The 11,999-nt window shown below is 73.3% G+C and carries 12 protein-coding genes and 2 pseudogenes; 6 read left to right on the top strand and 8 right to left on the bottom strand.

Translation table 11 applies throughout. From position 1 onward, the window contains the following. Nucleotides 1-59 precede the first annotated feature (59 nt). Nucleotides 60-1,070 carry a helix-turn-helix domain-containing protein gene (locus AB0N17_RS05390; RefSeq protein WP_366009787.1) on the top strand — a complete coding sequence of 337 codons (1,011 nt, stop codon included), beginning with the start codon at nucleotides 60-62 and terminating at the stop codon, nucleotides 1,068-1,070. Further along, nucleotides 1,067-1,558: a diadenosine tetraphosphate hydrolase gene (locus AB0N17_RS05395; protein ID WP_366009788.1), complete on the top strand. Its 492-nt coding sequence runs from the start codon at nucleotides 1,067-1,069 to the stop codon at nucleotides 1,556-1,558. Before AB0N17_RS05390 ends, AB0N17_RS05395 begins: the two co-directional genes overlap by 4 nt. A 68-nt stretch (nucleotides 1,559-1,626) precedes the next feature. Here AB0N17_RS05395 and glpK read toward each other — a convergent pair whose 3' ends face one another. Next, nucleotides 1,627-3,141 (bottom strand): glycerol kinase GlpK, encoded by a 1,515-nt coding sequence (gene glpK / locus AB0N17_RS05400; RefSeq protein WP_366009789.1) that lies wholly within the window; start codon nucleotides 3,139-3,141, stop codon nucleotides 1,627-1,629. 42 nt (nucleotides 3,142-3,183) lie between these two features. Next, nucleotides 3,184-3,951 (bottom strand): IclR family transcriptional regulator, encoded by a 768-nt coding sequence (locus AB0N17_RS05405; protein WP_366009790.1) that lies wholly within the window; start codon nucleotides 3,949-3,951, stop codon nucleotides 3,184-3,186. A 188-nt stretch (nucleotides 3,952-4,139) separates the two neighbouring features. Here AB0N17_RS05405 and AB0N17_RS05410 point away from each other — a divergent pair, with 188 nt between their 5' ends. Further along, a complete protein-coding gene (locus tag AB0N17_RS05410) occupies nucleotides 4,140-4,565 on the top strand; it encodes an ATP-binding protein (protein WP_366009791.1) in 426 nt (141 codons plus the stop codon). A 249-nt stretch (nucleotides 4,566-4,814) separates the two neighbouring features. Here AB0N17_RS05410 and AB0N17_RS05415 read toward each other — a convergent pair whose 3' ends face one another. The 3 genes and pseudogenes from AB0N17_RS05415 to AB0N17_RS05425 form a co-directional block, all read right to left on the bottom strand. Further along, nucleotides 4,815-5,897 (bottom strand): PP2C family protein-serine/threonine phosphatase, encoded by a 1,083-nt coding sequence (locus AB0N17_RS05415; protein WP_366009930.1) that lies wholly within the window; start codon nucleotides 5,895-5,897, stop codon nucleotides 4,815-4,817. A gap of 167 nt (nucleotides 5,898-6,064) precedes the next feature. Beyond that, nucleotides 6,065-6,823, bottom strand: a complete 759-nt coding sequence (locus tag AB0N17_RS05420; protein ID WP_366009792.1) for an IclR family transcriptional regulator C-terminal domain-containing protein — start codon at nucleotides 6,821-6,823, stop codon at nucleotides 6,065-6,067. Nucleotides 6,824-6,876: 53 nt separating this feature from the next. After that, a pseudogene (locus tag AB0N17_RS05425) lies at nucleotides 6,877-7,044 on the bottom strand (LysR family transcriptional regulator); the annotation flags it as partial. 3 nt (nucleotides 7,045-7,047) lie between these two features. Here AB0N17_RS05425 and AB0N17_RS05430 point away from each other — a divergent pair. Next, nucleotides 7,048-7,479, top strand: a pseudogene (locus AB0N17_RS05430) (aldehyde dehydrogenase family protein); the annotation flags it as partial. Nucleotides 7,480-7,533: 54 nt separating this feature from the next. Here AB0N17_RS05430 and AB0N17_RS05435 read toward each other — a convergent pair. The 3 genes from AB0N17_RS05435 to AB0N17_RS05445 all read right to left on the bottom strand — a co-directional run bounded on the left by AB0N17_RS05435 (nucleotide 7,534) and on the right by AB0N17_RS05445 (nucleotide 10,089). After that, complete coding sequence (locus AB0N17_RS05435) at nucleotides 7,534-8,601, bottom strand: alpha/beta fold hydrolase (protein ID WP_366009793.1); 1,068 nt, start codon at nucleotides 8,599-8,601, stop codon at nucleotides 7,534-7,536. Nucleotides 8,602-8,669: 68 nt separating this feature from the next. Beyond that, entirely contained in the window at nucleotides 8,670-9,104 is a 435-nt protein-coding gene (locus AB0N17_RS05440; RefSeq protein ID WP_366009794.1) for a nuclear transport factor 2 family protein, read from the bottom strand. Between the two features lie 64 nt (nucleotides 9,105-9,168). Beyond that, on the bottom strand, nucleotides 9,169-10,089 hold the full coding sequence (locus tag AB0N17_RS05445) for a zinc-binding dehydrogenase (RefSeq protein ID WP_366009795.1): 921 nt from the start codon (nucleotides 10,087-10,089) through the stop codon (nucleotides 9,169-9,171). 186 nt (nucleotides 10,090-10,275) lie between these two features. Between AB0N17_RS05445 and AB0N17_RS05450 the strand changes: the two genes are divergently transcribed. Together AB0N17_RS05450 and AB0N17_RS05455 are read left to right on the top strand one after the other, a co-directional pair. Further along, complete coding sequence (locus tag AB0N17_RS05450) at nucleotides 10,276-11,256, top strand: LysR family transcriptional regulator (RefSeq protein WP_366009796.1); 981 nt, start codon at nucleotides 10,276-10,278, stop codon at nucleotides 11,254-11,256. Between the two features lie 310 nt (nucleotides 11,257-11,566). Beyond that, the gene (locus AB0N17_RS05455) at nucleotides 11,567-11,803 is read left to right on the top strand and encodes a hypothetical protein (RefSeq protein WP_366009797.1); all 237 of its coding nucleotides are present in this window, start codon (nucleotides 11,567-11,569) and stop codon (nucleotides 11,801-11,803) included. Nucleotides 11,804-11,999 lie beyond the last annotated feature (196 nt).

Raw genomic sequence — 11,999 nt, forward strand, 5'->3', positions numbered from 1 at the left:
TCCGCCGCGCGGCACCGCGGATCATCGTGGGCGACCGCACGACCTGTTGGGGGAAAGCCATGCCGACCACGGTGCTGGACACAGCTCAACTGCCGCCCACGGAGCGGAGAGCGGCCTGGAGCGAGACCACGGAAACGGCCCTCATGCCGACCCGCACCACCTTCACCGACGGCAGCAGGATGAGGGCACGGATCCAGACCATGACCTGCGGCCCCGTCCAGCTCTCGGAGCTGTCGTACACGCCGCTCACCTCCCGGCGCACGCCCCGTCTCATCCGGCGGAGCGACCCCGAGCTGTATCAGCTCGCATGGATCGTCTCAGGGGGGCAGGGGATGGATCAGGCCGGGCACCGCACCGCTCTCGGCCCGGGCGACCTGGTCTTCTACGACAGCTCACGGCCGTTCGAAGCCATGGTGGGCCCGCGACCGGACGGTGACGGCGCGCGCAGCCTCGTCCTGCAGTTCCCCCGGCGTCTGCTGCCCCTGCGCGAACAGCTCGCGGCGCCGCAGTGCGGCAGGGCGTTCTCCGGGCGGTCCGGCATCGGCCGGCTGCTGTGCCAGATGCTGACCGGACTGGCCGAGACCCATGCCGACCTGGCCCCGCAGGACGGCCCCCGGATCGGCGCCACGGCGATCGAGCTGGTGGCGGCCCTGCTCGCGCATCAGGGCGGAGGCCGGAGCGCGTTGCCGTACGGGTCCCGGCAGCGCGTACTGTTCGAGCAGATCGTCGACTTCATCGATGCGCACCTGAGCGACCCCGGTCTGACCCCGGGCTCCATCGCCGCCGCGCACTTCGTCTCGACGCGCTGTCTGCACCGCGTCTTCCACGAGCAGGGCACCACGGTCTGTGCCTACGTCCGCCGGCAGCGTCTCGCGCAGTGCCGCCGCGCCCTGGCCGACCCGGCTCAGCAGAACGTCCCCATCCACGCCATCGGCGCCCGCTGGGGATTTCCCGGAGCGTCCGACTTCACCCGCGCCTTCCGGACGGCCGTGGGCATGACGCCCAGCGAGTACCGCGCCGCCTACCGGGCACCGGCCCGGCCACCGGGCGACGGTAGGTTGGGATCATGACAGGGGAACACAGCCGGGACTGGCGGGCGGACCGGATCGGGGCCGCTCTGCGGGGCGAGAACCCGACGGTACTGCGGCGGCTCGAGGCGGGGTTCGCGGTGATCGGCGATGTCCAGTTCCTGCCGGGCTACTCGGTTCTCCTCGTCGACGAACCCGGTGTGCAACGGCTGTCCGACCTGCCGAGGGCCAGACGGCTGGCGTTCCTGTCCGACATGGACCGGCTGGGCGAGGCGGTCGAGCGGGCCTGCCGGCGTCTGGACGGCGACTTCCGCCGGGTCAATCTGGAGATCCTGGGGAACACGCACCCGTTCCTGCACGCCCACGTCTGGCCGCGGTTCGCTTGGGAGCCGGCCGAGTCGGCGGGCAAGCCCGTGTGGCTGTATCCGCCCGACCGGTGGAGCGACGAGCGGTACCGGCTCGGGCCGCGGCACGACGTGCTGCGGGCGGCGATCGGGAGCGAGCTGGACCGGCTGGGTCCGGTGGTCTGACGGGCCGAGAGCCTGACCGGCCGGCGTCCGCGTCGGCCGGCGCCCGGACCGGTCGGCGCCCTGACCGGTCAGGTGGGCTCCGAGGATCGGGCCCAGCCCAGGGAACGCTCCACGGCTCGCTGCCAGTTCTCGTACTCCGACTCCCGGCGGACGGGATCCATCGCGGGCAGCCACTCGGCGGCCCGGTGCCAGTTGCGGCGCAGGACTTCCAGGTCGGGCCAGTAGCCCGCGGCGAGACCGGCGGCGTATGCGGCGCCGAGGGAGACCGTCTCGGCGACCATGGGCCGCACCACGGGGACGTCGAGCACGTCGGCGACGAACTGCATGAGCAGGTTGTCGGCCGTCATGCCGCCGTCCACCTTGAGCTGCTTCAGCGGGACGGAGGAGTCGGCGTTCATGGCGTCGACGACCTCGCGTGTCTGCCAGCCGGTGGCCTCCAGGACGGCACGGGCCAGGTGCCCCTTGGTGATGTAGGAGGTGAGGCCGACGATGACCCCGCGCGCGTCGCTGCGCCACCGGGGTGCGAACAGGCCCGAGAAGGCCGGGACGATGTAGCAGCCGCCGTTGTCCTCGACCGTCCGCGCGAGGGTCTCGATCTCGGGGGCGCTGCTGATCAGCCCGAGGCGGTCACGGAACCACTGGACGAGCGAGCCCGTGACGGCGATCGAACCCTCCAGGGCGTAGACCGGCGGCTGGTCCCCGATCTTGTAGGCCACGGTCGTGAGCAGCCCGTGCCGCGACCGTACGAGATCGGTGCCCGTGTTGAGCAGCAGGAAGCTGCCAGTGCCGTACGTGCACTTCGCCTCCCCCGGGGAGAAGCAGGTCTGGCCGAAGAGGGCGGCCTGCTGGTCGCCGAGGGCGGCGGTGATGCGGACGCCGGGGAGCAGCGCGCCGGCCTCGCCGTACGTCTCGGCGGATGGCCTGATCTCGGGCAGCATGGGCGGGGGGACACCGAAGAGGGCCAGCAGCTCGTCGTCCCAGGTGAGGGTGCGGATGTTCATGAGCATGGTGCGGCTGGCGTTGGTGGCGTCGGTGATGTGCAGGCCGCCGTCGGCGCCCCCGGTGAGGTTCCAGATCAGCCAGCTCTCCATGGTCCCGAATAGCACCTCGCCGTCCTGGGCGCGCTCGCGCAGCCCTTTGACGTGGTCGAACAGCCAGCGCAGCCGCAGTGCCGAGAAGTAGGTGGAGGGCACGAGACTGCAGCGTTCCAGGAAGAACTCGTCTCCCGGTCGTCGTCTGAGTTCCTCGACCAGCGACGCCGTGCGGGTGTCCTGCCAGACGAGCGCCCTGCCGATGGGGGCACCCGTCCGCCGGTCCCAGACCACCGTCGTCTCCCGCTGGTTGGCCAGGCCGATGGCGGCGATCCGGTCGGCGTCGACGGCGGCGACGGACAGGGCCTCGGGGACGACGCGTTGCAGGTTCTGCCAGATCTCGACGGCGTCGTGCTCGACCCATCCGGGCCGGGGGAAATGCTGTTGGTGCTCCCGCTGGGCGACCGAGACCAGCCGTCCGCGGTGGTCGAACAGAATGCATCGGGTGGAATTGGTGCCCTGGTCGATGGACATTACGTACCGTTCCACCATGATCGCTGTGCCTTCCGACGGTTGAGGAAGACCGGGCCGGGCCTACCAGCGCGCGGCGCCCAGGTCTCGGGAGATCGCCCGCGCGGCTTCACGGAGCAGAGTGAGCAGAGCCGGCCGCGGGCGCCCCTGGCTGTCACAGATCCTCTCCACGGGCCCGGACAGGCAGATGGCGCCGACGACGAGGCCGCCATGCCCTCGGATCGGCGCGGCGAGCCCGGCGTCCCCCATGCTCATCTCCTGGACCTCGGTGGCCCACCCGTGTTCCCGGACCTCGGCGAGCGCCCGGTCGAGCTGCTCCGGGGTGACCAGGGTGTGCCGGGTGTAGGCCTCCAGTCCCGCTTCCGTGGCCGACTCCAAGGGCGCCGTCCCGTAGGCCAGCAGGATCTTGCCCAGCGAGGAGGCGTGCAGCGGCAGCAGCGAGCCGACGTCCAGGGTCTGCAGCGTGTCGTCCGGCCGGAAGACGTGGTGGATGACGAGGACCTGGCCCTCCAGGGGCGTGCCCAGGCGGACGGCTTCCCCGCTGCGGGCGGCCAGGGCGTCGGCCCAGTTGATCGAGCGGGAGCGCAGCTCGTTGATGTCCAGGTAGCTCGTCCCGAGGTGCAGCAGCGCGGCGCCGAGCTGGTATTTCCCGGTCGCCGCGTCGCGCTCCACGAAGTCCACGTGCTGCAGCGTGCGCAGAATGCCGTAGGCGGTGCCCTTCGCCAGTCCGAGCGAGGCCGCCACCTCGCCGAGCCCGAGTCGGCGGGGCCCGCCGGCGAGCAGACGCAGAATCGCCGCCGCCCGTTCGATCGACTGGACTGGGCCGGCCATGAGGCGAGCCTATTACCACCGGGGACGCCTCGCCGGTCGTGCGGTACGGGCTTGGGTCCGCCGAGCTGCGGCGTTCGGTAATGCCGACCCTCGTTCATTGACCGCCTCCGACCCGCTCCCTAACGTGCTGAGAGGTCGGCAACCTGCGGCCGGCGCCCCGGCGGGGCGATGATCATCCGGGAGACGTGATGGCGATGCAGCTGAATACGCTGGTTCGGGAGGCTTGCGAACACCTCTGTCCGCTGCCGCCTGTCGCCGGGGCCGTCTCGGCCGTCCGCCGCCGCGTGGGCGCCGTACTCGCCGACTGGCGCGTGTCCCCGGAGATCATCGAGGACTCGCTGCTCGTGGTGTCGGAGCTGGTCACCAACGCGGTGATCCACGCGGCGCCGCCCGCCGTGCTGCGGCTGTCCTGGAACCGCGTCGGCGGCACGGGCGCGCTGCGCGTCGAGGTCACCGACGCGGGACCCGCGCTTCCGGCGGGTCAGTCGCGCCTGGGGATCGACCCCGACGAGTGCGGTCGTGGCTGGGAGATCGTGCGCGCGCTGGCGGCTCGCCACGGGACGCGTACCCATGCGGGCGGTGTCACCCGGTGGGCCGTCCTGGTCGCGGCCTGAGCCAGGCCCTCTCCTTCGAGCCCGCCGGCTCCTTCGAACCCGCCGGCGTCGGCCTCGCCGGGCCCTTCCATCGGATCCTGTCGGCGTCGCGGCGCCTGACACGCACATCTGCCGCGCGGTCGTAGGGCGCCGCTTTCCCCCTCAGCCGCTCGCCCCCTCAGCCGCTCGCCCCCCTCACCCGCTCGCCCCCCTCACCCGCTCGGCCGTGCTCGCACGGGGCCCCCTCGCGCCCCACTCGACGAAAGTCCCTCAGGAGACCAGTGCCGGTTCCGGCACGGGCTCCCTGCGGAGCAGGAGCAGGGCCGCGTCGTCGTGCAGCCGGCCGCCCACGTGCGTCAGCAGTTCGTCGTGCAGTGCGGTGAGGGTGCGGGCCGGCTCGTCGCAGACGTGCCGGGCCACCGCTTCGGTGAGCGGGTAGAAGGCGCGGGCGTGGTCGCGGGCCTCGGTGACGCCGTCGGTGTAGAGCAGCAGCTGGTCGCCCTCGGCGAAAGGCAGGTGCTGCAAGTGGGGGACCTCGCCCGAGAGGGCGCGCAGCCCGAGGGGCGGGGCCGGACGGACGGACTCCACGACCTCGACGTCTCCGGAGGCGGAGATGAGCAGCGGGGGGCCGTGTCCGCAGTTCACCATCTCCAGGTGTCCCGGCCGTGAGTGTCCGGCGACCACGGCGGTGACGAAGTCGTCGGGGCCGAGGTTGCGCGCCAGGCTCCGCTCGATCCTGTCGACGACGGCGAGCAGGTCGGGCTCGTCGTAGGCGGCCTCACGGAAGACACCGAGCACGAGGGCGGCGGTGCTGACGGCCGGCAGTCCCTTGCCGCGCACGTCGCCGACGATCAGCCGGACCCCGTGCGGGGTGGGCACCAGGGCGTAGAGGTCGCCGCCGATCCTGGCCTCCGCCGCCGCGGCGCTGTAGCGGACCGCCACCCGGAACGGGCCGACGGTCTCCGGGACGGGCTTCAGCAGCGCGTGCTGGGCGGCTTCCGCCACCGAGCGGACGGCGGCGAGCACCCGTTCCCGGCGGCGGCGCAGCGCGCTGGCCAGGCCGCTGGCCAGGGTGACGGCCAGCAGCGCCGCCAGAACGGCCGGCAGCCCGCGGTGCGGAACCCCGTGCCTGCCCATCACCGCGCCCACGGCGACGGCGAGCACACCGACGCAGAGCACGCCCCGCGGCCCGTTGGTGGCGGCGGCCAGTGCGGGCCCGGCCGCCAGCAGCGGCAGCCAGATCAGTCCGGCGCCGCCGACGACGTCGACGAGCACGATCAGGGCGATGAGCACGGTCGGCAGCACCGGCGTGCCGGCCGCCATCTGCGTGGCGGCACGTCCCCGGACCGACATGCGGAGAGCGCTCACCCGGTGACTGAACGGCCGCCCGGGGCGGTGGTCGTGACCATGGTCTCGGGTGTGGCTCATCTGCGTCCGCGATCCTCACCTGTCGGGTAATCCTGGAATGTCCTGTTTTCCAGGAAACGGGTTCCGGTCAGGCGGTCACAAGGAGCGGCTTTTCAGATAGTGAGCGAGAGGCTCCTGGTGACGCGGTTCGCGACCGGGACCAGTCGTGACGGGATCTCCGGGAGCCGCGACCGCTGCTCCTTGGGGAGGGAGACGCCGAGCGAGCCGAGGATGTCCCCGCAGTGGACGGGTACGGCGACGCACACCGTGCCCAGCGCGTACTCCTCGAGGTCGGTCACGGCCGGATCCGTGGGCGCGGAGTCGAGCCTGCGCAGCAGTTCCGGAAGGCTCGTGACGGTCCTCGGGGTGAGGTCGGGGAGGTGGTGCCTGGCCAGGTAGTCCCGGCGGGCGTCGTCGTCCAGTTCGCGCAGCACGCACTTGCCGAGCGCGGTGGCGTGCCCGGCGTCCTCGAAGCCCACCCACAGGTCGACCCGGGGAGCCCGGGGGCCGTCGACGATCTCGGCGACCCTGATCTCGCCCTCCTCGTAGAACGTGAGGTAGGCGGGGGTGGCCAGCTCGTCGCGCAGCGCGGCGAGGGCGGGGCGGACGCGGCTGAGCAGCACCTGGTCGCGACCGGCGTTCTGCAGGGCCTGCAGCTTGTCCCCCAGCACGAAGCCGCCGTCGTCCAGCTTGCGCACGTATCCGTCGTGGACCAGCGTCCGCAGCAGGTGGTAGGCGGTGGCCAGGGGCAGCTCGGTCTCCCGTGCCAGCTGCTTCGCCGGCGCGCCGTTCTCGTGCGCGCTCACCGCCTCCAGCAACCGCAGGGCGCGCTGGACGGACGTGATGAGCGTCGGGCCGTTGTCACTGGCCATGGCACCAGCGTGCGCGACGGCGGCGGCACTGGCAAGGTCCGTCCGGCCCCTGCTCAGGTGGGGGTCGGCGGCAGTTGTGCCGGACTGACCAGCTCGCCCAGCACCTCGGCCATGAACTGGACCAGCCAACGCTGGGAGGGGCTGCGGGAGGCGGCTTCGTGCCGGGCGTAGAGCGCGACCTCGATCGGCTCGGTGTCGAAGGGGAGCCGCACCAGGCGAAGGCCGGCGGCAACAACGCCCTGGTGGTGCTGCCGGGCGCGGACGTGCGGAAGGCGGCCTCCGCCGGCGCGTTCGGCTCGTACCTGCACCAGGGGCAGATCTGCATGACGACCGGCCGCCACATCGTGCACGAGTCGCTGCTCGACGAGTACACCGCCGCACTGGCCGCCAAGGCCGACGCGCTGTCCGTCGGCGACCCCGCCCGGGAGGACGTGGCGCTCGGCCCGATCATCGACCGGCGGCAGCTGGAGCGGGTGCACGGCATCGTCACCGACAGCGTCGCGGCCGGCGCGACCGTGGCCGCGAGCGGCGAGAGGGCGGGCGCCGGGTACCGGGCCACCGTCCTGACCGGCGTCACCACGGACATGCCGGCGTGGCGCGAGGAGATCTTCGGACCCGTGGCCCCCGTCATCGGCTTCTCCACGCCGGAAGAGGCCTCACCCTGCCGGGCCCGGCCGGCAGCGCCCCGGTGGAGGCCGTCGAGCCGGCCGTCACCTGAGCGCGCCGGCCAGCCAGTCGCAGGTGGACGGCAGCCAGTCGGCCCGGGCGTTGCCGAGCAGATGGTCACCGTGCGGGACGAGCAGGTACTCGCCCCGCGGTGCCTCGCGGGCCAGCGGCTCGCCGTTGGTGACGCCCGGGATGACGTCCGTGCCGCCGTCCACGACGCGCAGGGGGCGGGTGATGCGTGCGGCGACGCCGTGCAGGTCGACGCCCCCGGCGAACTCCTCGGCCCGCTGCCGGCCGCCGCTGCGCTGGGCGAGCGTCTCGGTGACGAACGGCGGTGCCTCGTCCCAGCGGAGCCGGTACGGCCCCGAGACGGTCGCGGCCGCCCGGATCCGCGGCTGGTACGCGGCGCAGACGGCGGCGTAGAACCCGCCCAGGCTCAGCCCGATCACCCCGGCCGCGGTGGCGTCGACGTCCCCGTGCGCCTCCAGCGCGTCGATCACTTCGCCGATGACGTGGTGGTAGTCGGTGCGGGGTGCGGTGGTCGCCGCCAGTACCCCTTGGCCCGGGCCGTCCATGGTGAACGTCGCCACGCCCCGCCGCAGCAGTGCGTCGGTGACGTCGTGGAACTCCTCCTTGCCCGAGTCGAGCCCGGGCACCACGATCACCACGGGGGGCCGGGGCGCCACGGGCCGCGCGGGGCGCCTGAGCCACCCGGCGAAGGACGGGCCGTCCAGCCGTACCGCCCGCGGGTCGAGGTGGGCCAGGGCCCTGCGCATGGCGTCGTCGGCCTCCTGGGCGGCGAGCGCCGCGGTCTCCCGGTCCGGATGAGGGAGCAGGACGGCGTAGTGGAACCAGCGGGCCGCCGTGCGGAACGCCTCACCGGCCGAGACGCCGTGCCCCGCGGCCTCGTGCCGCCCGGCGGCTTCGAGGTGGCCGCGCGCGGCAGCGCGGAAGACCTCCGGCCAGTCGTGGAGTGAGGTCAGCTGCGCGGTGACCCGCGCGTACTGGTGCGGATCGAGCCCGGCGCCCGTGGCGCGCGAGTGGTGCGAGGCGATGAACTGCGGCAGCAGGTCGGGCAGTTCGAAGAAGGGGGTGGTCGCGGTGTCGGCCATCGTCGTTCCTGGTCGTCCTGGGTCTCGGTGAGCGGCTGGTCGTCGTGGGCGGATCGCCGGTGGCCGGGTCAGGCCGCCGTGTCCGGGGTGCGGTCGGGGAAGAGCACGGTGGCGGCGTGGAGGGTGTCGGTGAACTCCCGGACCGCGGCGATGCGTCCGTCGCGCACGGTGAAGACGCCGACGTTGCGGTTGTCGTAGGCCCCGCCGCCCGCGGCCGCCTCGGCCTTCGAGGTCCATTCGGCGACGACCCGGTCGCCCTCGGCGATGATCCAGGTGAGTCCGATCGTGACACTGCCGGGGACGAACAGCCGGCCGCCCGCCGCGCCGAGGAAGTCGTCGACGATGGTGTCGCGCCCGGTCCAGGTGCCGGACAGCACCGGTACCTCGCCGGGGTAGGTCCAGGTGGCGTCCTCGGCGAAGCTGTCGCGGATCACGTCGACGTCGCCGGCGATCACGGCCTCGACGTAGCGGGTGACGACGGCCTTCGGGTCGGTGGTGCGCATGGTGAACTCCTCGTTTTCCGGGAAGGGTTGACGGTTGTCTGCTCGGTTGCCGGCGGCGGGCCGGTCAGCCGAGGGTGAGCACGGCGTTGCCGCGGATGCGGCGGTCGCGCAGGTCGGCCAGGACGCCGGCGGTGGCGCTCCAGTCCTCGGTCCGGCCGATCTCCGGGTGCAGCCGCCCCTCGGCCACCAGGCGCACCAGGACGTCGAGGTCGGCGCCGAACGACTCGTCTGCGTGCGGGTAGTGGAAGTGCTGGACGGTGGCCGACCGCGGGCCGGCGAAGAAGTCGAAGAAGCTCAGGCGGGCGGGCTCGCCCGAGGCCTGGCCGAACCAGATCATCCGGCCGCGCGGCCGCAGCAGCGACAGCGCCCGGGCGGTGAACGGGCCGCCGATGGACTCGAGGACCACGTGGTACGGCCCCTGTGCGTCGCCGAGGTGGTGGATCACCTCCGCGCCCAGCTCGGCGAGGCGCGCGCCGCGCTCGGGCGTCGCGGTGACGGCGGTGACCTTCGCGCCGGCCCCCACGGCCAGCTCGGTGAAGTAGTGCCCCACTCCCCCGGAGGCTCCGGTGATCAGCACCCGGTGTCCGGAGACGCACCCGGCGGCACGCAGCAGCCGCAGCGCCGTCAGTCCCGCCAGCGGCAGCGCCGCCGCCGTCACCGCCGGGACGCCCCGCGGCAGCACGGCGAGCGCGTCGGTGGGTACGGCCACGTACTCGGCCCATCCGCCGGCCGGCGGATGGCCCACCACGCGCCGGCCCGCCTGGGGGCCGGTGCCGTCGGCGGCGGCCTGGACGACGAGTCCCGCGATGTCCTTGCCGGGGCGTTCACCGCCCGGCAGCACCCCGTCGAGCTGGAGCATCTCGCCCCGGTTGACGGAGAACGCCTCGACCTTGACCACGGCCTCCCCGGCCGCGGGCCTGGGCTGACCGACCTCGCCGAACGCGACCGGCTCCGCGGCCCGTCCCGTGGGCAGCAGCGCCTTCATCGGGTCCCCCGTCCCGGCCGCACGGTGGCAGGCATGACACACTCCTTGATCAGTGGTGGTTGCGAAAGGGCCGGTGTCCGTCAGCTCCGTGACCGGCCGGATCCAGGAAAACCCCTGGTGGGAGGCGGTGTCCAACAGCCTTTCGGCGGACTCGACAACCGCCGGTTGTCGCAGGAGGTCAAGGCAGTGGATCTCGACCTGGCACAGGTCAGGGCGTTCGTCGCGGCGGCCCGGCGGCTGCACTTCGGCCAGGCGGCGGCCCAACTCCACCTCACCCAGCAGGCGTTGTCCAAGCGGATCGCCCGCCTCGAGGAGACGCTCGGCGTCAGGCTGTTCGAACGCGCCGGGGGCGGGGTGGAACTCACCGCCGCGGGGCGCCGCTTCCTCGACCCGGCGGCGCAGGCGCTGCGCGCCGGGGACGCGGCGGTGGCCGCCGCCCGCGAGGAACGGCCGCGCCGGCTGCGGATGAGCGTGTGGGGCCACATGTTCGCCCCGTTGCGCACGATCCGGGCCGTCCTGGCCGACGCGTCCGACGTCGACCTCGAGGTGAGCCCTCATCCGGGGTTCGCCGCGGCCAGGGACGGCCTGCGCGACGGCCGCATCGACGTGGCGCTCGGCCGCGTCCACGCCCTCGACGAGCCGTGGCCGACCGGGCTGACCAGCCGGCTGGTGCGGCTCGAACCCGTCAAGGCCGTCATGGCCGCGGACAGCCCGTTGGCGTCGCACAGCACGCTCCGGCCGGCCGGCCTGCACGGCGGCCGCCTGTGGTTCCCGGCGTCGGCGCACCAGGTCACCTTCCTCAGCCGGTTCGCCGAACAGTTCGGCGTGCCCGGCGACTTCGGCGGCGTCAACCTCGGGCTCGACGCGTTCTTCGACCACCTCCGCGACCACCCCGGGGCCTTCTCACTGCTCCCCGCCGACGTGGACATCCCGCCGCACACCGGCCTGCGGGAGCTGCCCGTGGCCGACCCCGTCCCGCTCTACGCCTGGCACCTCGTGTGGCGCACCGACGTCGGCCACCCGCATCTGCCCCGCCTGCTGGACGCCTTCGCCCGCCGCGCACGCGACGACGGCTGGCTGAGTTACGACCCGGCGCGGCACTGGCTGCCCGAGACGGATCACGACGCCCTGGGGCCGGCAGGGTCCGGGCCACGGGCCGAAAAGTGATCTGCAGGGCCTCTGACGTGGGGAAATGCACGATGCGTCACGGTGCGAGATGCCGGGTGGTCGCGGTGCGGCTAGCGTGATGAGAAAGGGCCGCGTGCCGGAGGTACGCCCGCCATCGGTGATGATCCTCATCATCGGGGCCGTCAGCCGATGACGTGCTGGCAAGTCCCTCCCTCCGTACGCGGCGACACCCGTGGTCGCACCGCGGCTACCACGCGACAGCGACCCTCCCCCTCGTTATGGGATGGCCCGCGAGGGGTGGAAAGAAGGTAGGCCCATGATTGGACAGCGAGCGAGGCGTCGCCTCGCAATGTCTGCGGTCGGCGTTCTCATGGCCGGCGGTGCCGCGGTAGGCGCCGCAGGTACGGCCTCGGCAGCCACCCCGACGCACGCCCCCACCAACTTCGGCCGTAACTGCTACTACGGTGGTGGTTGGTACGGAGGCTGCGACGGTTTCGGCGGCCGCGGCACGTTCTTCGGCAACGGCTTCAACAACGGCTTCCGCAACGGGTTCGGCGGCGGCGGCTTCGTGGTGATCGTCTTTTAGGTGACGGCGCCGGGAAGGAACGGCGGGGACAGGAGGATGGCCGGCGGCCCAGCCGCCGCCGGCCTCGCCCGGCCGTTCCCGCCTCTTCCACATCCGGGCCGCGGGGGGGGGGGGGGGGCGCCGCCCCCCCCCCCCCCCCCCGGCCCCCCCCCCCGCCCCCCGGGGGGGTGCGGGGGCCCCCCCCCGCGGGTAGACG

Source organism: Streptomyces sp. NPDC051133 (genome assembly GCF_040682635.1).
GTDB lineage: Bacteria > Actinomycetota > Actinomycetes > Streptomycetales > Streptomycetaceae > Streptomyces.

Coding starts and splice junctions, on each gene's coding strand:
- AB0N17_RS05390 (WP_366009787.1), top strand. CDS start 60: ATGCCGACCACGGTGCTGGACACAGCTCAACTGCCGCCCACGGAGCGG.
- AB0N17_RS05395 (WP_366009788.1), top strand. CDS start 1,067: ATGACAGGGGAACACAGCCGGGACTGGCGGGCGGACCGGATCGGGGCC.
- glpK (WP_366009789.1), bottom strand. CDS start 3,141: ATGGTGGAACGGTACGTAATGTCCATCGACCAGGGCACCAATTCCACC.
- AB0N17_RS05405 (WP_366009790.1), bottom strand. CDS start 3,951: ATGGCCGGCCCAGTCCAGTCGATCGAACGGGCGGCGGCGATTCTGCGT.
- AB0N17_RS05410 (WP_366009791.1), top strand. CDS start 4,140: ATGGCGATGCAGCTGAATACGCTGGTTCGGGAGGCTTGCGAACACCTC.
- AB0N17_RS05415 (WP_366009930.1), bottom strand. CDS start 5,897: ATGTCGGTCCGGGGACGTGCCGCCACGCAGATGGCGGCCGGCACGCCG.
- AB0N17_RS05420 (WP_366009792.1), bottom strand. CDS start 6,823: ATGGCCAGTGACAACGGCCCGACGCTCATCACGTCCGTCCAGCGCGCC.
- AB0N17_RS05435 (WP_366009793.1), bottom strand. CDS start 8,601: ATGGCCGACACCGCGACCACCCCCTTCTTCGAACTGCCCGACCTGCTG.
- AB0N17_RS05440 (WP_366009794.1), bottom strand. CDS start 9,104: ATGCGCACCACCGACCCGAAGGCCGTCGTCACCCGCTACGTCGAGGCC.
- AB0N17_RS05445 (WP_366009795.1), bottom strand. CDS start 10,089: ATGAAGGCGCTGCTGCCCACGGGACGGGCCGCGGAGCCGGTCGCGTTC.
- AB0N17_RS05455 (WP_366009797.1), top strand. CDS start 11,567: ATGTCTGCGGTCGGCGTTCTCATGGCCGGCGGTGCCGCGGTAGGCGCC.